Here is a 15,861-nt window from a genome sequence, read left to right as displayed (position 1 = left end):
CAGGTGATATGGCCATGAGCGGATTCAGGGGGCGGGTGTTGGGTTGGGGGTTGCTGGGCTATTGCGGCCTGGCCCTGGCACAGCCGGCCGAGGTGCCGGAAGGCTATCGGATTGCCCAGCAGGTGCTGGTGGGCGACGGTTCGGTGCTGGAGGTGCTGGAGGATGTGCGCATCACCCCCCAGTTGCATGCCGATAGCTGGGGCAATGGCCTGGACGCCGACAGCTTTGCCGAGCCGGAGGGGGATCAGCCGAGCGCGCCGTTGGGAGCCCAGGCGCGCCTGGTGTCCGATAGCGGCGAGGTACTGGCGCAGAAGTCCCTGGGCTACCCGATGGCCACCGTGGAAAAGGCACCGCTGAACGGCCTGCCGTCCCCGGCGTTTTTCCTGACCATCGACCAGACCGCTCCCATGGGCAGCTACAGCGGCCCGGCCACCCAAGTGCTGATGCCGGAACAGAATCAGTTGGACCCGGTGCTGTGCCAGGGGGAGGGCGCGGAGAAGCAGCCGCTGGTGTTTGCCCAGACCGGCAAGGCGGCCTGGCAGATCGTACCGTCCGTTGGTGGCGGCACGGAAAGCATCCAGCAGGTGTCGTCCGCTTCATCGATGGAGAACGAAGAGTTCGTTACCACCTATCGCACCTTCCGTTATGCCGACGGCCAGTGGACTGTCGCCACGCGCCAGCAGGCGGGTTACTGGGACACGGAAAGCGAGTTTCCCGAGCCCGCGCTGTTTCCCTGAAAGGCCATCAGATATCGATCAAGGCCCCGAGCTCGCGCTCCAGCTCCTCGGGGTCTCCCAGGTTCAATTCGATCAGGCGCCTGAGGTGCTCGATGGACTCCAGGCCGATGTGCAGGCAGACGAAGCCCAGTTGGCCCTTATTGTCATGGGCCAGTTGTACGTCCATGCGCACATCGGCGTCGGAGCTCAGGTGAATGTCGGCCTCGAAGGGGCGCGCCGGGTCGCCCAGCCACGGATCGGGGCGCTCGATCAGCAGGCCCTTCAGTGAAAGATCCAGCAGCCGTACCGGCCAGCGGTGGGTGCCTTGGCTGAGTTCGGTCCGGGCATCGAAGGCGATGCGTTTGAAGCGTCGGCGGTCGTCGTGTTGCTCGGTCATGGGCTGGCCCTCTGCATGGTGCCCTGAACTATAGACCCCGGTTCGCGCCTGTCGCTACAACCAGCGCCGGACCTTGCGGCAGTAGTCACGGTAGGGCTGGCCAAAGAGCTCCAGCAGTTGTCTCTCGTCCGGGCGGATTACCGTGCGGTTCATCAGGTACAGCAGCCCCGGCAGCAACAGCCAGGGCCACAGGTTGCCCAGCAGCAGGGCAATGGCGCAGTAGCCCAGGGTGTCGCCCAGGTTGATCGGGTTGCGCGAGATGGCGAAGGGGCCATCGCGGAGCAACTGGTCGGGCTGGTCGAAGTTGCTGGAGGTGGTGCGCTGTTGCCGGAAACGCCACATGGCCCAGAACGACAAGCCCTGCCCGAAGACGATCAGGATCACTGCCAGGCTGCGCACGCCGTTATTGACCGGCAGCGGCAAGGGCAGCCAGCCGCTGAGAAACAGCGCCAGGGTCAGGCACAGTAAATACAGGAGTGGCGGTGGCAATGGCGGTTGTTCGGGTGGCGTTGACATGGAGGTTCCTGCACCAAGGCTCAAGCGTGCGACTGTCGGCAAGTGCCCAGGGTTCCGGTTTTTTCCTGGCGGGCGCCGCTCAGGCAGATCGGGAGCAAGAAAAACCGCCCTCATAAGTTAAAAGAAGGCTCTAGACCAACGTGGGGGGTGGTCTTTAAGAGCAGTAGCGCTACACTCGAAACGCGGTTTTTCTATCCTCCTGGCTGGAATAAAAAAATGAAAAATAATAATAGCCTGTTGCGCCATGTTCCTTGGCTGCTGCTGGCAATCGTAGGAGCTTGCGCCCTTGGCGTAGTTGCATTGCGTCGCGGCGAGGCGATCAACGCCTTGTGGATTGTGGTCGCCGCCGTGGCCATCTATCTGGTGGCGTACCGGTATTACAGTCTGTTCATTGCCAACAACGTGATGCAGCTGGACCCGGGACGGGCCACGCCCGCCGTGGTCAACAATGATGGTCTGGACTACGTCCCGACCAACAAGCACATCCTCTTCGGTCACCACTTCGCGGCCATTGCCGGCGCAGGCCCCCTGGTGGGCCCGGTGCTGGCGGCGCAGATGGGCTACCTGCCCGGCACCCTGTGGCTGATTGCCGGGGTGGTCCTGGCCGGTGCGGTGCAGGACTTCATGGTGCTGTTCCTGTCCACCCGGCGTAACGGCCGTTCCCTGGGCGACATGGTCCGTGAGGAAATGGGCCGTATCCCGGGGACCATCGCGCTGTTCGGCTGCTTCCTGATCATGATCATCATCCTCGCGGTGCTGGCGCTGATCGTGGTCAAGGCCCTGGCCGAGAGCCCGTGGGGCATCTTCACGGTGATGGCGACCATCCCGATCGCGGTGTTCATGGGCGTGTACATGCGCTACATCCGCCCGGGCCGCATTGGTGAGATCTCGTTGATCGGCGTGCTGCTGTTGCTCGGCTCCATCTGGCTGGGTGGCCAGGTGGCGGCGGATCCGGTGTGGGGCAAGATGTTCACCTTCACCGGCGTGCAGATCACCTGGATGCTGATCGGCTACGGTTTCGTCGCGGCAGTACTGCCGGTGTGGCTGATCCTGGCACCGCGGGACTACCTGTCGACCTTCCTCAAGATCGGCACCATCATCGCTCTGGCGATCGGCATCCTGATCACCATGCCCGAGCTGAAGATGCCGGCCCTGACCCAGTTCACCGACGGCACCGGCCCGGTGTGGAAAGGCGGCCTGTTCCCCTTCCTGTTCATCACCATCGCCTGTGGCGCGGTCTCCGGTTTCCATGCGCTGATCTCCTCGGGCACCACGCCCAAGCTGCTGGATAACGAAGCCAACGCCCGCTACATCGGCTACGGCGGCATGCTCATGGAGTCCTTCGTGGCGATCATGGCCATGGTCGCGGCCTCGGTGATCGAACCGGGCGTGTACTTCGCCATGAACAGTCCGGCGGCCATCGTCGGCGGCGACGTGGTGGCGGTAGCCCAGACTGTCAGCAGCTGGGGTTTTGCGATCAGCCCGGACCAACTGCAGGCGGTGGCCAAGGACATCGGTGAAAACACCATCCTGGCCCGTGCCGGCGGCGCGCCGACCCTGGCAGTGGGGATCGCGCAGATCCTCCACCATGTATTGCCGGGTGAGAACACCATGGCCTTCTGGTACCACTTCGCGATCCTGTTCGAAGCCCTGTTCATCCTCACTGCGGTGGACGCCGGTACCCGTGCCGGGCGCTTCATGCTCCAGGACCTGCTGGGCTCCTTCGTTCCGGCGCTGAAACGCACCGAGTCGTGGACCGCCAACCTGATTGCCACCGCAGGCTGCGTGGCGCTCTGGGGCTACCTGCTGTACCAGGGCGTGATCGATCCTCTGGGCGGCATCAACACCCTGTGGCCGCTGTTCGGCATCTCCAACCAGATGCTGGCCGGTATCGCCCTGATGCTGGGTACCGTGGTGCTGATCAAGATGAAGCGCCAGCGCTACATCTGGGTCACCCTGCTGCCGGCTGTGTGGCTGCTGATCTGCACCACCACCGCAGGCTTCATCAAGCTGTTCGACGCCAACCCGGCGATCGGCTTCCTGTCGCTGGCGAAGAAATACAGCGATGCAATGGCCAACGGCCAGATCATCGCTCCGGCCAAGGACATCACGCAGATGCAGCACGTGATCTTCAACGCCTACACCAACGCGACCCTGACAGCCCTGTTCCTGCTGGTGGTGTTCAGCATCCTGTTCTACGCGCTCAAGGTCGGCATCGCCGCCTGGGGCAGCAAGGAGCGTACGGATAAAGAATCGCCCTATCAGGCCGTGCCGGACGCGTAACTCGAGGATTGCAACGATGTTCAATGACCTGAGTCGCCTCGGTAAATACCTCGGTCAGGCCGCGCGCCTGATGGTCGGCATGCCCGACTACGACAACTATGTCGAGCATATGCAAACCAAGCACCCGGACAAGCCGGTGATGTCGTACGAGGCGTTCTTCCGGGAACGCCAGGAGGCGCGATACGGCGGTAAGGGCGGTCCGAAGTGCTGTTGAAACACAGCGTTTGAGCCACACCCCTGTAGGAGCCGGTTTGCCGGCGATAGCGGTTCTTCGGACGCCATCGCCGACAAGCCGGCTTCTACGTTTTTATGCGTGGGAGATCCTGTTTTGCACAACCCTATTCCCGTGACCGTGCTCAGCGGTTTTCTTGGCGCCGGCAAGACCACTTTGTTGCGCCACCTGCTCAAGGCCGAGCACGGCCTGAAGATCGCCGTGATCGAGAACGAATTCAGCGATGCCGGCATCGACACCCAGTTGCTGGGCGAGCAGCCGGTACAGGTCATGACCCTGTCCAACGGCTGCGTCTGCTGCACTATCCACACCGACCTGACCAAGGCCCTGTACCTGTTGCTGGAGCGTCTGGACAGCGGCGAGATCGCCTTTGACCGGCTGGTGATCGAGTGCACCGGGCTGGCCGATCCGGCGCCGGTGGCACAGACCTTCTTCATCGATGAGGAACTGCGCGAACGCTATATCCTCGACGGCATCATCACCCTGGTGGACGCCAAGCACGCCGAGTTCCACCTGACCCAGACCATTGCCCAGGCGCAGATCGGTTTTGCCGACCGGCTGCTGGTGAGCAAGCGTGACCTGGTGGACGAGGCGACTTTCGAAGCCCTCGGCCAGCGCCTGACCCGGATCAACCGCCGGGCACCGATCCGCCTGGTGGAGCACGGCCAGATCGACCTGGCCGAGCTGCTGGATGTGCGGGGGTTCAATCTCAATGCCGACCTGGGGGGCGGCCTCAGCCTGCGGCCAGTGAGCAAGGCGCCGTCAGTGGACCGGATTTCCAGCCTGGTGCTGCGCACCGAGCAAGCCCTGGACCTGGATCGCCTGAGCGAATTCATGAATGAGCTGCTGGAAGACCACGGCAAGCAACTGCTGCGCTACAAAGGTGTGCTGAGCGTTATCGACGAGCCCCGGCGCATGGTGTTCCAGGGCGTGCTCAAGCTCTATGGCTTCGATTGGGACAGCGAATGGGCCGAAGGCGAAGTGCGCGAGAGCGTGATGGTGTTCATTGCCGACGATCTGCCGGAAGAGAAGATCCGGCAGGGGTTCGAGCGGATGCTCGCGGGCTGATGGCGGCTACAGGCCGCCCAGCAGGCGCTGCTCCAGGTGCGCCAGGTGCTGGTTCATCAGGGTTTCGGCCTTTTCGGCATCGGCCTCCTGTAGTGCATCGATGATCTTCGAGTGTTCCTGCCAGGAGCAGTAGTTGCGGGCCTGGCCCTCGAACTGGGCGATGGCCAGTGAGGTCAGGGGCACCAGGCTGCCGAGGAACTGTGCCAGGGGCCCGTTGCCGGCGATTTCCGCCAGTTGCAGGTGGAACTCCCCGGACAGGCGGATAGCCGGCCCGCGCTGGTCGCGGGCGATGGCCTCGCGCTCCTGGGCGATCAACTCGCGCAAGGGTTGCAACTGGCACCGGGGCTGCTGGCAGGCCAGGCGCACCAGGGTGATTTCCGTCAGGCGCCGGGCATGCAGGATCTGCCGGGTCTGTTCCAGGTCCGGCGCCGCCACCTGGGGCCGGTAATTGGGCCGCAGGATCACCACTTGCTGATGGGAAAGCCGCGCCAGGACCTGGCGCACTATGCTGCGGCTGACGCCGAAGGCCTGCCCCAGGCTGTCTTCGGTGAAGCGGCTGCCGGGAGCGATGCGCTGTTCGAGAATGGCGTCGAAGATCTGCGGGTAGACATCATCCACCAGCAGCTTCCTTTCGCCCCGAGGGCGCCTTGGCAGGCTGGCCACCCGGGTGAAGGGATTGTTTTTCAGGGCGTAGCTGACCATGGCCTGTCTCCAGTCCGGTTGCTGACTCGGGGGGATTACTGGGCGCTGTTGCCCAGGTGATCGTCCGGGATATTCAGTTCGATGCCCATGCGCTGGCCTTCCTGGAGGATGTGCCGGCGCATCTCGGCGCTGGCCAGGGCGCTGTTCTTGTTGCGGATGGCCCGCACCACCGCCTCGTTTTCTTCCAGGCGTTCGGCCAGGTGCTCCGGTGAATTGCGCAGGATCTGTGCACTTTGCTTGAGGGCATTGCTGGTCTGTTGCACCACGTTCTGGAAGATCGGGTTGCTGGTCAGGGTGAACAGTTCCTCGTGGAAGGCGATGTAGGCGTTGACCCCGGCTTCGCTGTCGCCGGCTTCAAGGGCTTCGCGCATGTCCATCAGGGTCAGGCGCAACTGGCCAACTTCCTTGCTGCTGATGGATTGCGCCACCAGGCCGACGATGAAGGGCTCCAGGGTGTAGCGCAGTTGCAGCACGTCTTCGAGGCTGGCCCCGGCCACTGCACTGTCGCTGCCCTGCGCTTCGTCCAGGGGGGTGTCCAGCACCACCACGCCTTTGCCGGGCATGGAGCGCACCAGGCCCAGGGTCTCCAGGACGATCACCGCTTCGCGCAGGCTGGGGCGGCTGATGCCCAGTTGCTCGGCCAATTCGCGTTGCCCTGGCAGCATGTCGCCGGAGCGCCACTGGCCGCGGGCCAGGGCGGCCCGGAGCTTTTCTACCACTGAATTCACCACTGTTGACGAGCTGATCACTGTTGACTCCATGAACGATTAATAGCGCGCTGTTGCCGCGCCGAGTGTTGTGCCTGCCGATGACAGGCACAAGGTCGGGTCAAAATTCCTGCTGGTGGGCGCCGGTCACCGGTTTTCGGGCCTGGAAGGTGTAGCCCTGCTGGCCGCTGAGCACCTTGTTGGCCCGCTGCACGTCGATGTCCTTTTCCCAGCGGGCGATGGCGACGGTGGCCACGCAGTTGCCGATCAGGTTGGTCAAGGCGCGGCCAATGCCCATGAACCAGTCCACCGCCAGCACCAGCACCAGGCCCACCACCGGAATCGCCGGGATTGCAGTCAGGGTTGCCGCCAGGATCACCAGCGCCGAGCCGGGGATGCCGTGGGCGCCCTTGGAGGTGATCAGCGACACCAGAAGAATGGTCAAAAGGTCCGACATGGACAGCGGAGTGCCGGTGGCGTTGGCAATGAAGACGATGGCCAGGGTCAGGTAGATGGAGAAGCCGTCGAGGTTGAACGAGTAGCCGGTGGGAATCACCAGGCCTACGGTGGAACTGCCGATCCCCAGGTGTTCCAGCTTGCGCATGATCTGCGGCAGCACGGCGTCGGAGGAAGCGGTGCCGAGGACGATCAGCAACTCTTCGCGCAGGTACTTGAGAAAGGGCAGCATGCGCAGGCCCGACAAACGCATCACCAGGCCCAGGATCACCGCGACGAAGGCAAAGCAGGTCAGGTAGAACAGCCCCACCAGGCTGCCCAGGTGCTGCAGCGAATCCAGGCCGTACTTGCTGGTGGTGAAGGCGATGGCACCGAACACGCCGATGGGCGCCAGACGCACGATCATGCCCATGATGCGGAAGATCACATGGCTCAGTTCGTTGATCAGCCGGGAGATGCCCGAGGCGGCCTCACCCACCAGGTTAAGGGCGCTGCCGAACAGCACCGAGAACAGCAGTACCTGGAGGATGTTGTTCTCGGCGAAAGCACCGATCACCGAGGTGGGAATCAGGTCCATGAGGAACTGAGTGGTGGTGTGCATGTGCTGGCCACGCTGGGCGATGTCGCCCATGTCCGCGGTGGACAGTTGCTCCAGATGGATGTTGGCGCCGCTGCCGATGCCGGTGCTGAAGGCCATGATCAGGCCGATCACCAGGGCCACGGTGGTGAGGATCTCGAAGTAGATCACCGACTTGAGGCCGATGCGGCCGACCTTTTTCAGGTCGCCGGCACCGGAGATGCCGCTGACGACCACGCAGAACACGATCAGCCCGATCAGCATCTTGATCAGCTTGATGAAACCATCGCCTAGGGGTTTGAGCTGGGAGGAGTATTCGGGGAGGGTGAGTCCGCACACGATGCCGAGCATCAGTCCGAGGACAACCTGGAGGAAAATCGAACGCGAGCACCATCTGAGCATGGGGGGAATCCTGGTCGGTGTCCTGTCTGCCGTGCGCGGGGGATGCGCAGCGGATGGAGGACTTAATTATTGTGGTCTTACCGGTATGTCCAGTGCAGGCGCAGTCTACGCTCGGGTTTTATGGGTTTACAAGGGGGAGGGTGCAGATTGGCTTTACCGGTCTGACCAGTGGTTTTTCCTCCCCTGGCCACTGTAGCCGGTGTCGCAGGCTGCGATCGGCCGGACCAGCCGCCCGGGCATCTTGCGTTCGCAAGACCTCGCAGGCTCCTTTCACCGCCTGTCGCCGCGGCCCTGCGGGCACAAAAAAGCCCGGCACTGGGCCGGGCTTTTTCTGCTGCAGTCTGCGGGCTGATTAAGCGCCGTATACCGGCAGCTTCTTGCAGATGGCCTTGACCTTCTCACGCACAGCGTCGATCACCGCTTCGTTGTTCAGGTCCGCCAGGATGTCGCAGATCCAGCCGGCCAGTTCCTTGCACTCGGCTTCCTTGAAGCCACGAGTGGTCACGGCCGGAGTACCGAAGCGCAGGCCGGAGGTGACGAACGGGGAGCGTGGATCGTTTGGCACGGAGTTCTTGTTCACGGTGATGAAGGCTTTGCCCAGAGCGGCGTCAGCGTCCTTGCCGGAGATGTCCTGCTTGATCAGCGACAGCAGGAACAGGTGGTTCTTGGTACCACCGGACACCACGTCGAAACCGCGCTCGATGAACACTTCGGCCATGGCCTGGGCGTTCTTCACCACTTGTTCCTGGTAAGCCTTGAACTCAGGCTGCAGTGCTTCCTTGAAGCAGATGGCCTTGGCGGCGATCACGTGCTCCAGTGGGCCGCCCTGGGCGCCAGGGAATACGGCGGAGTTGAGCTTCTTCTCGATGTCGGCGTTGGCGCGAGCCAGGATCAGGCCGCCACGTGGACCGCGCAGGGTCTTGTGGGTGGTGGTGGTGACCACGTCGGCGAATGGTACTGGGTTCGGGTAGACGCCAGCGGCGACCAGACCGGCCACGTGGGCCATGTCGACGAACAGGTAGGCGCCCACTTTGTCAGCGATTTCGCGGAAACGCGGGAAGTCGAGGATCTGCGAGTAGGCGGAGAAACCGGCCACGATCATTTTCGGCTTGTGCTCGACGGCCAGGCGCTCGACTTCGTCGTAGTCGATCAGACCGTTGGCGTCGATGCCGTACTGGATAGCGTTGTACAGCTTGCCGGAGGAGGACACCGAGGCGCCGTGGGTCAGGTGACCGCCGTGGGCCAGGCTCATGCCCAGGATGGTGTCGCCGCCTTGCAGCAGGGCCAGGTAGACCGCGGCGTTGGCCTGGGAACCGGCGTGTGGCTGGACGTTGGCGTAGTCGGCGCCGAACAGCTCCTTGGCGCGGTCGATGGCCAGCTGCTCAACCACGTCGACGTATTCGCAGCCGCCGTAGTAACGCTTGCCTGGGTAGCCTTCGGCGTACTTGTTGGTCAGTACCGAGCCTTGAGCTTCCATCACCGCTGGGCTGGTGTAGTTTTCCGAAGCGATCAGCTCAATGTGCTCTTCCTGGCGCTGAGCTTCTTGCTCCATGGCGGCAAAGAGATCGGCGTCGTACTTGGCAATAGTCAAATCACGGCTGAACATGGCGGTCCTCAAGGATCGGGGGCAGAAAAGGGAGGCATTCTAACCCAATGGGTTTTAGATGGCATATGAAAGGACATCATGTCGCAGACAAGTGGCCTTCACTTGGGTACGGGCTTGTATAGGAGCTGGCTTGCCAGCGAAGAGGCCCCTGAGACCGCCTTCGCCGGCAGGCCGGCAATTACGCAAGCAGGGGATGTTAGTCGAACATGAACAGGGCGTCGTTGCTGAACTGCGCCTCGAAGCGGTTGGCCGGCATCGGCCGGCCGAACAGGTAGCCCTGGACCTCGTCGCAGCCATGTTCGCGCAGGAACTCCAGCTGTTCGTGGGTTTCCACGCCTTCGGCGATCACCGCCAGGTTCAGGCTGTGGGCCATGGCGATGATGGCGCGGGCGATCTGCGCATCCTGCTCGCCGGACGGCAGGCCGTCGACGAAGGTGCGGTCGATCTTCAGTACGTCGATGGGGAACTGCTTGAGGTAGTTCAGCGATGAGTAGCCGGTGCCGAAGTCGTCCACCGCGATGCTCAGGCCGAGGTTCTTCAGGCCATCCAGAATCTGCATCGCCTCGCTGACTTCGCGCATCAGGATACTTTCGGTCAGTTCCAGCTCCAGGCACGCCGGTGGCAGGCCGGTGTCCTTGAGGATGGTGGCGATGCGCATGCCCAGCTGGCCGTCGGAGAACTGCCGGGCGGAGATGTTCACCGAAACCTTCGGCACCCGCACCTTGGCCTGGTGCCAGGACTTGAGCTGGCGGCAGGCTTCGCTGATCACCCAGTCGCCCACATCCACCACCAGCCCCAGTTCTTCGAGCACCGGAATGAAGTCACCCGGCGGTACCAGGCCGCGACGCGGGTGGCGCCAGCGCAGCAGCGCCTCGGCGCCGGTCAGGCGCTTGCCGTCACCGCTGAACTGCGGTTGGTAATAAAGCACGAATTCCTCCTGCTCCAGGGCGTGGCGCAGGTCGCTTTCCAGTTCCAGGCGCTCCAGGGCGCTGGCGTTCATGTCTGCCTGGTAGAACTGGAAATTGTTCTTGCCGCGTTCCTTGGCGTGGTACATCGCGGTGTCGGCGTTCTTCATCAACTGGCTCAGCTCGTTGCCATCCTGGGGGCTCAGAGCGATGCCGATACTGGCGGTAACAAAGAACTCGCGGCCTTCGAGGACGAAGGGTTTGACCAGGCTGGCGAGAATCTGCTCGGCCACATGGATCGCCCGGTTCAGGGCCATCTCACGGCTGGAGCGCGGCTGCAGGAGCAGGGTGAATTCGTCGCCGCCCATGCGTGCCACGGTGTCGTCGTCATCGACGCAGCCCAGTAGGCGCGTGGCCATTTCCTTGAGCATGCGATCGCCGGCGGCATGGCCCAGGGAGTCGTTGATCGGCTTGAAGCGGTCCAGGTCGAGGAACATCAGCACCACCCAGGACTTCTGTCGTTCTGCCGATTGCAGGGCGGTGTGCAGGCGGTCCTGGAACAGAGTGCGGTTGGGCAGGTGGGTCAGGGCGTCGTAGTAGGCCAGGCGGTGGATGCGCTGTTCACTGGCCTTGCGTTCGCTGATGTCGCTGAAGAAGCACACGTAGCTGGCCAGGTCGCCTTCATCGTCGAGCACTGCGGTGATCCCGACCCACGCCGGGTAGTGCTCGCCATTGCGGCGCTTGAGCCAGACTTCGCCTTCCCAGGTGCTGTGCTGGTTCAGTTGCTTGAGTACATAGCGCAGGTGGGCTTCCTGCTGGTCGTCCACGGTGAGCATGTTCGGCAACTGGTCGAGCACCTGGGACACCGCGTAGCCGCTGACCCGGCTGAACGCCTCGTTGGCCTGGACGATATAGCCGGCGGGGTCGGTGATCAGGATCGCCGAGGTCGAGTGCTCGAATACCGTGGCCGCCATGCGCAGGTCCTTTTCCGCTCGGCGCTGCTGGCTGATGTCGCGGCCGACCCCGAGCACGCCCTCGAAGGCGCCATGCTCGTCCCACACCAGTACCAGGCGCAGTTCGATGGGGATCTTGCGGCCATCGGCCCGCAGGCAGTCGAACAGGAACAGCTGGGTCTGCACCTGGCTGCGCAATTGCGCCAGTTGCTCGGGTTTGTCCAGGGCCTTGCTGACCCGGTCCATGAGGGTGTAGATGCCGCTCAGCTGCTGCGGGTTGGCGATGGTCGACTGCCAGCCGTTCTGGAAGATCCACTCCACGTCGTAGCCGAGCACCGCGTGCACCGAAGGGCTGACGTAGTTCAGCGAAAGCTTGCTGTCGGTGGAGAAGATCACGTCGCTGATGCTTTCGGCGAGCATGCGGTAGCGCTGCTCGCTGTCACGCAGGGACTCGCTGGCCTCGATCTGGTCGGTGATGTCCTTGGCCACGCCGATGATCCGCGTCACCTGGTCGTAGCGGTCCCGGGCCAGGGCCTGCTCGCGGATCTCGAAGCGCCGCCACTGGCCGCTGCGGTGGCGGAAACGCAACTGGCATTGCAGCAATTGGGCATAGGCCGAGTGCCGCTGCTCCTGGCGCAGGCGGTGGTACAGGTCGGCGTCTTCCGGATGCAGGAGGATTTCCCAGAAGTACTCGCCCATCTGGTGCAGCTCGGTCTTGTTGTAGCCCAGGGTCTGGCCCAGATGGTGGTTGCTGAAGATCATCCGCTGGCTGATCACATCCTGTACGTACAGGTGATCGGGCACGGTGCGCACCACGTCCGACCAGAAACCTTCGCGCTCCAGCAGTGAAAGTTCGATCAGCTTGCGGCTGGTGATGTCGCTGATGCTGAGGATCACCGCGCTGTAGTCCGCGATGGCCTCGGGCAGGCGCAGGACCAGCCACAGATGCTGGTCGTTGCCCTGGGCGTCGCTGAGCTTGATCTCCAGTTCCAGCTGTTTCTGCTGGTTGATCACGGCTTCGAGCAACTGGCTGCCGATGGCGTTGCCGTTCTTCGGGCTGCCTTCGATCAGCAGTTGCCAGGCCTGCTCGCTGGATTCGACGTTGAGCAGGCGCAGGGCAACCTGGTTGACCTCGGTGATGCGCAATTCACTGAGCAGTTGCAGGCGGTGGCCAGGATCGCTGGCCTGCCAGCGCTTGAGTTGGTCGCTGTTGTGCAGGTTGTGCTTGTCGAGCAACCCTGGAAGCCCGGAGATATCCATGACGCACAAGGCCACGCCGGTGCCTTCGAAAATGTCCTGATAGCGCCGCCGGCCTTCGTGCAGTTGGCGCTGGCGCCGGCGCATGTTCAGCAGGGCGATCACCGGCAGCAGGGAGAAGGCCAGGCCCAGCAGGCACTTGCCAATGAAGGCCGGCAGCAGCGCCTCGAGCACGGCCCGCTGGTCGAACAGGCCGCGCAGTTGCCAGTCGCTGTTGCTCAGGGGCACCAGCAGTACGCTGCTGGCCATTTCGTCGGGATCCAGCATGCCTGGGGTCGAAGTGCTGCGCTCATCGCGCTTGATCACCTGGTGGCTGAGGCGGTTCTCGATCACCCAGGTGGGCTTGAAGCCCTCTTCGCTTTGCCGCACCAGGGTCTGCAGAAAGCTCGGAGCCAGGCGCAGGACCCAGTAGCCGCGGCTCCCTCCGCTGGACTGGTGCAGCAGGACATGCACCACCGAGCCATCGGCGGGGTTGCTGTAGTAGTAGCGTTGGGCACGGATGCGCTGGACCAGCTCGGCGAGCCACAGGGCGTCCTGGCTGTCGGTGGCGCTGTCGCTGAGGATCTGCCCCTTGCTGTCCAGCAGGGCAAAGCTGCGTACGTCTGGCAGCGAGCGCTGGAGTTTCTGAAGCAGTTGCTGTTGCTGCTGGCTGTCTTGCGGTGCCTCGATGATGGGCAGCAGATTGAGGGCGATCTGGGCGTTGAGCGCCAGGTTCAGGCTCAGGTGGTCGGCCAGGTCGGCGCTGTAGTCGATGGCATGCTGACGCTGGTCCTGGCGGGTCTGTTGCAGTTGATCGAGCAACTGCCAGAACAACAGGGCCAGCAGCAACAGCACCAGCGTCGCCAGTGCGCCTTTGAGTGTGCCACGCATAGGATAGGCCGGCCCGGGGGCTGCGGCGCGCGCGGGCTTTGGCGAAGTGACGTTGAACAAGCTGTGATCCTGCGGTTTGGCTGGGCTGGCGCGACGTGCACTATAAGCCGGACGCCCGAAGGGCGGCTAGCATGCCTTGAGTTGTGGCAAAGTGCCAGTCCCGCCTGGCTGGACCTGGATCGTGCATTGAGGTAGTTTTGCCGGTTACGCGGGAGCGTTCCAGCTCCAGACAATCAGGCTTTTTCCGCCCGTCGGTATTGATCATGGTCAATGCCGGCGCAGCGCATGGCCTGGCCCGGGCCCGGCCCGTTCTATTCATCTGTCACTGACGCTAGGTTCACCATGGCTCAATACGTCTTCACCATGCATCGGCTGGGCAAGGTTGTTCCGCCGAAGCGGGAAATCCTGAAAAACATCTCCCTGTCTTTTTTCCCTGGCGCCAAGATCGGCGTGCTGGGCCTCAACGGTTCGGGCAAGTCCACGCTGCTGAAGATCATGGCCGGCGTCGACACCGAGTTCGAGGGCGAAGCCCGCCCGATGCCGGACCTGAACATCGGTTACCTGCCCCAGGAACCCCAGCTGGACCCGGCCAAGACCGTGCGTGAAGTGGTCGAGGAAGCGGTCAGCGTGATCAAGGATGCCCAGGCTCGCCTGGACGAGGTCTACGCCGCCTATGCCGAGCCGGATGCCGACTTCGACAAGCTGGCCGCCGAGCAGGCCAAGCTGGAAGCCATCCTGCAGGCCAGCGACGGCCACAACCTGGAGCGCCAGCTGGAAGTGGCCGCCGACGCCCTGCGCCTGCCGGCCTGGGACGCCAAGGTCGAGCACCTGTCCGGTGGCGAGAAGCGTCGTGTGGCCCTGTGCCGCCTGCTGCTGTCGGCCCCTGACATGCTGCTGCTCGACGAACCCACCAACCACCTGGACGCCGACTCCGTCGCCTGGCTGGAGCACTTCCTCCATGACTTCCCGGGCACCGTGGTTGCGATCACGCACGACCGTTACTTCCTGGACAACGTTGCCGGCTGGATTCTGGAACTCGACCGCGGCGCCGGCATTCCTTACGAGGGCAACTACTCCGGTTGGCTGGAAGCCAAGTCCGACCGTCTGGCCCAGGAATCCAAGCAGCAGTCGGCCCATGAAAAGGCCATGAAGGAAGAGCTGGAGTGGGTGCGCAAAGGCGCCAAGGCCCGCCAGTCGAAATCCAAGGCTCGTCTGCAACGCTTCGAGGAAATGCAGTCCCAGGAATTCCAGAAGCGCAGCGAAACCAACGAGATCTACATCCCGGCCGGCCCGCGCCTGGGTGACAAGGTCATCGAATTCAAGAACGTCACCAAGGGCTACGGCGATCGCGTGCTGATCGACAACCTGTCGTTCTCCATGCCCAAGGGCGCCATTGTCGGCGTGATCGGCGGTAACGGTGCCGGTAAATCGACCCTGTTCCGCATGCTCATGGGCAAGGAAACCCCGGATTCGGGCAGCATCGAGATCGGTGAAACCGTGCAGCTTGCCTGCGTGGACCAGAGCCGTGAGGACCTGGACGGCAGCAAGACCGTGTTCCAGCAGATCTCCGACGGCTCCGACCAGATCCGCATCGGCAACTACGAGATCCCGTCGCGTACCTACGTCGGCCGTTTCAACTTCAAGGGCGGCGACCAGCAGAAGTTCGTCAAGGACCTGTCCGGTGGTGAGCGCGGCCGCCTGCACCTGGCCCTGACCCTGAAGGAGGGTGGCAACGTCCTGCTGCTCGACGAACCTTCCAACGACCTCGACGTTGAAACCCTGCGCTCCCTGGAAGAAGCCCTGCTGGACTTCCCGGGCGCCGCCATTGTGATCTCCCACGATCGGTGGTTCCTGGACCGGGTGGCCACTCACATCCTGGCGTACGAAGACGACTCCCAAGCGGTGTTCTTCGAAGGCAACTACACCGAGTACGAAGCCGATCGCAAGAAACGCCTGGGCGAAGCCGCGGCGCAACCGCACCGGGTACGGCACAAGAAGCTGGCCTGATCGGTTAGCTGCTTGAAAAAAACGGGGCCTTCGGGCTCCGTTTTTTTATGCCTGGCAGAAACCACGGCGGTTAATTTGGGGGCGTGGCTCAACGTTCAAAGTGAGTGCAAAACAGTCAATTTTTGTCACCAATTCGGTGCGTAAAATACCTGTAGAACCGGGCTATTTATATTTATTGCACCATTTAAATTCATATCTGCGACATTT

The 15,861-nt window shown here is 63.0% G+C and carries 12 protein-coding genes; 5 read left to right on the top strand and 7 right to left on the bottom strand.

From position 1 onward, the window contains the following. The first annotated feature begins 8 nt into the window (after nucleotides 1-8). Nucleotides 9-737 carry a hypothetical protein gene (locus A9971_RS30450; RefSeq protein WP_019095099.1) on the top strand — a complete coding sequence of 243 codons (729 nt, stop codon included), beginning with the start codon at nucleotides 9-11 and terminating at the stop codon, nucleotides 735-737. Nucleotides 738-744: 7 nt separating this feature from the next. On the opposite strand, the gene A9971_RS30445 is transcribed toward A9971_RS30450, so the two are convergent. Beyond that, the gene (locus A9971_RS30445) at nucleotides 745-1,113 is read right to left on the bottom strand and encodes a PilZ domain-containing protein (RefSeq protein ID WP_011063578.1); all 369 of its coding nucleotides are present in this window, start codon (nucleotides 1,111-1,113) and stop codon (nucleotides 745-747) included. A 54-nt stretch (nucleotides 1,114-1,167) separates the two neighbouring features. Continuing rightward, nucleotides 1,168-1,629: an isoprenylcysteine carboxylmethyltransferase family protein gene (locus tag A9971_RS30440; protein ID WP_015637107.1), complete on the bottom strand. Its 462-nt coding sequence runs from the start codon at nucleotides 1,627-1,629 to the stop codon at nucleotides 1,168-1,170. A 216-nt stretch (nucleotides 1,630-1,845) separates the two neighbouring features. On the opposite strand from A9971_RS30440, the gene A9971_RS30435 reads away from it, so the two are divergent. The 3 genes from A9971_RS30435 (at nucleotide 1,846) to yjiA (ending at nucleotide 5,212) form a co-directional block, all read left to right on the top strand. Continuing rightward, entirely contained in the window at nucleotides 1,846-3,912 is a 2,067-nt protein-coding gene (locus tag A9971_RS30435) for a carbon starvation CstA family protein (RefSeq protein WP_011063576.1), read from the top strand. Between the two features lie 16 nt (nucleotides 3,913-3,928). Further along, entirely contained in the window at nucleotides 3,929-4,126 is a 198-nt protein-coding gene (locus A9971_RS30430) for a YbdD/YjiX family protein (RefSeq protein WP_007937254.1), read from the top strand. Between the two features lie 114 nt (nucleotides 4,127-4,240). Then, entirely contained in the window at nucleotides 4,241-5,212 is a 972-nt protein-coding gene (yjiA, locus tag A9971_RS30425; RefSeq protein ID WP_019095101.1) for a GTPase, read from the top strand. Nucleotides 5,213-5,218: 6 nt separating this feature from the next. Here the strand turns inward: yjiA and A9971_RS30420 are convergent, their stop codons facing one another. The 5 genes from A9971_RS30420 to A9971_RS30400 form a co-directional block, all read right to left on the bottom strand. After that, a complete protein-coding gene (locus A9971_RS30420; RefSeq protein ID WP_183001045.1) occupies nucleotides 5,219-5,914 on the bottom strand; it encodes a GntR family transcriptional regulator in 696 nt (231 codons plus the stop codon). A gap of 35 nt (nucleotides 5,915-5,949) precedes the next feature. After that, nucleotides 5,950-6,663: a FadR/GntR family transcriptional regulator gene (locus A9971_RS30415; protein WP_041119954.1), complete on the bottom strand. Its 714-nt coding sequence runs from the start codon at nucleotides 6,661-6,663 to the stop codon at nucleotides 5,950-5,952. Nucleotides 6,664-6,742: 79 nt separating this feature from the next. Beyond that, entirely contained in the window at nucleotides 6,743-8,056 is a 1,314-nt protein-coding gene (locus tag A9971_RS30410; protein WP_015637104.1) for a C4-dicarboxylate transporter DctA, read from the bottom strand. Nucleotides 8,057-8,408: 352 nt separating this feature from the next. Beyond that, complete coding sequence (gene glyA / locus A9971_RS30405) at nucleotides 8,409-9,662, bottom strand: serine hydroxymethyltransferase (protein ID WP_183001044.1); 1,254 nt, start codon at nucleotides 9,660-9,662, stop codon at nucleotides 8,409-8,411. A gap of 196 nt (nucleotides 9,663-9,858) precedes the next feature. Then, the gene (locus A9971_RS30400) at nucleotides 9,859-13,707 is read right to left on the bottom strand and encodes an EAL domain-containing protein (RefSeq protein ID WP_404944732.1); all 3,849 of its coding nucleotides are present in this window, start codon (nucleotides 13,705-13,707) and stop codon (nucleotides 9,859-9,861) included. A 282-nt stretch (nucleotides 13,708-13,989) separates the two neighbouring features. Here A9971_RS30400 and ettA point away from each other — a divergent pair, with 282 nt between their 5' ends. Beyond that, on the top strand, nucleotides 13,990-15,654 hold the full coding sequence (gene ettA / locus A9971_RS30395) for an energy-dependent translational throttle protein EttA (protein ID WP_011063569.1): 1,665 nt from the start codon (nucleotides 13,990-13,992) through the stop codon (nucleotides 15,652-15,654). Nucleotides 15,655-15,861 lie beyond the last annotated feature (207 nt).

It is taken from the genome of Pseudomonas sp. UME65, assembly GCF_014170225.1.
GTDB lineage: Bacteria > Pseudomonadota > Gammaproteobacteria > Pseudomonadales > Pseudomonadaceae > Aquipseudomonas > Aquipseudomonas protegens.
Note: the sequence above shows the minus strand (reverse complement) of the source record. Positions and strands in the feature narration are given on the sequence as shown.

What these genes read in the sequence shown, in the direction of transcription:
- A9971_RS30450 (WP_019095099.1), top strand. Translation starts at nt 9, where the DNA reads ATGGCCATGAGCGGATTCAGGGGGCGGGTGTTGGGTTGGGGGTTGCTG.
- A9971_RS30445 (WP_011063578.1), bottom strand. Translation starts at nt 1,113, where the DNA reads ATGACCGAGCAACACGACGACCGCCGACGCTTCAAACGCATCGCCTTC.
- A9971_RS30440 (WP_015637107.1), bottom strand. Translation starts at nt 1,629, where the DNA reads ATGTCAACGCCACCCGAACAACCGCCATTGCCACCGCCACTCCTGTAT.
- A9971_RS30435 (WP_011063576.1), top strand. Translation starts at nt 1,846, where the DNA reads ATGAAAAATAATAATAGCCTGTTGCGCCATGTTCCTTGGCTGCTGCTG.
- A9971_RS30430 (WP_007937254.1), top strand. Translation starts at nt 3,929, where the DNA reads ATGTTCAATGACCTGAGTCGCCTCGGTAAATACCTCGGTCAGGCCGCG.
- A9971_RS30420 (WP_183001045.1), bottom strand. Translation starts at nt 5,914, where the DNA reads ATGGTCAGCTACGCCCTGAAAAACAATCCCTTCACCCGGGTGGCCAGC.
- A9971_RS30410 (WP_015637104.1), bottom strand. Translation starts at nt 8,056, where the DNA reads ATGCTCAGATGGTGCTCGCGTTCGATTTTCCTCCAGGTTGTCCTCGGA.
- glyA (WP_183001044.1), bottom strand. Translation starts at nt 9,662, where the DNA reads ATGTTCAGCCGTGATTTGACTATTGCCAAGTACGACGCCGATCTCTTT.
- ettA (WP_011063569.1), top strand. Translation starts at nt 13,990, where the DNA reads ATGGCTCAATACGTCTTCACCATGCATCGGCTGGGCAAGGTTGTTCCG.